Below are 1,383 nucleotides of genomic sequence, written 5' to 3' on the forward strand. Positions count from 1 at the left end.
CGGTTTGAGATTTCTGGTGATTTCCCTCTCCTTGTTGCCCAATAGACCCAGTTTCCGTCATACGTCGATGCGCTTGGTTTAATCAGTCTGTGCCGAATGATGGGGGTCCAGTTATGTTGTTGCAGTCGTAGACCATCCTTTGTTTGGAAGATCCACTTACTCATTCGAGCAGCACCGTAGTCAACCTGTTTTCGATACCACAATGTTTCGAGGGTTCATGCTAGATGTTTACCTTTCGGTTAGTCATAGATGGTTAGCAGTGGTCGGACTTTTGGTGGCAGATTCCACCTCACCGCCTTCCGTTCCCCGCTTCAGTCCTGGGGTTGTGAGTCCCAAAACTGGGGGTGGCTATCGCCTCCTCTCTTAGGGATTGTTAAGGATTTGTTAAGATTCTTCAATTCTCCCTTTGACCCTGAGAGTTCCAACCTCATTTGGTATCCTGTGATACCAATTTAGGAACATACAGACAGTTATAAGGCTGGTCAGGGGTGTGCCCCTTATATTCACCCGAGGGGGTGAAAGCCTTACCGGGAGGATATTTCGGGCATTTCAGCCCTATTTCACTCCCGAACGAATCGCACCCTTCTGCTATTGTAACCGATCGCACTCGAAAAATGATGTAAAAGTCAACATTTGTTCAAGTTCGCGGATGGGGTCGCCGCCCCGCCCCCTCAAAACTTCGCTTCCCCGGGCTGACTCTTGAGGAACTCCGTATTCACGCCAGATTCGCGAGTCAGGGCAATTTTACCCGTCCGGGCAATTTCCCGAATCCCGAAGCGGCCGAGCACCTGAACGATCGCCACCATCTTACCCGGGTCGCCCACCACCTCGACGGTGAGGGAATCGTCGCCGATATCCACCACCCGGGCGCGGAAAATGTGGGCCAGTTCGATGATCTCCGATCGCACGGTACTGTTGGGGGAATTGACCTTGAGCAACATCAACTCCCGCTCAACGCAGGGAATTTCCGTAATATCGAGCACCTTCAGCACGTTGATCAACTTGTAGAGTTGCTTGGTCAACTGCTCAATGATGCGATCGTCTCCAGGGACCACCATCGTAATCCGGGAAATCCCGGCTTGTTCGGCCGGACCGACCGCCAGACTCTCGATATTAAATCCCCGACGGGCGAACAAACCGGCAATCCGCGTCAGGACACCCGCCTCATCTTCAACCAAAACAGAAAGGGTATGTTTCATAATCTCGTCCCCAAACGTGAAACTCGGCAAATTGTAGCGATCGGCAATCAGGTATCGGCGATCGGCCAGGAGTTGAACCGCGATCGCCCAAAATTGAGGAACCGCACATCACGTAAAACTCCTGGGAGGGTTGGAAGCTCCGTGATTGATCGCGGAGAGGAAAACCGACTCAAGCGGCTTTAGC

General features: G+C 52.3%; 1 protein-coding gene. It reads right to left on the bottom strand.

From position 1 onward, the window contains the following. Window positions 1-671 precede the first annotated feature (671 nt). A complete protein-coding gene (gene ilvN / locus LKE08_RS12385; RefSeq protein WP_324704540.1) occupies window positions 672-1,199 on the bottom strand; it encodes an acetolactate synthase small subunit in 528 nt (175 codons plus the stop codon). Window positions 1,200-1,383 lie beyond the last annotated feature (184 nt).

The organism is Lyngbya sp. CCY1209 (genome assembly GCF_035615495.1).
Lineage (GTDB): Bacteria > Cyanobacteriota > Cyanobacteriia > Cyanobacteriales > Microcoleaceae > Limnospira.

What these genes read in the sequence shown, in the direction of transcription:
- ilvN (WP_324704540.1), bottom strand. Translation starts at nt 1,199, where the DNA reads ATGAAACATACCCTTTCTGTTTTGGTTGAAGATGAGGCGGGTGTCCTG.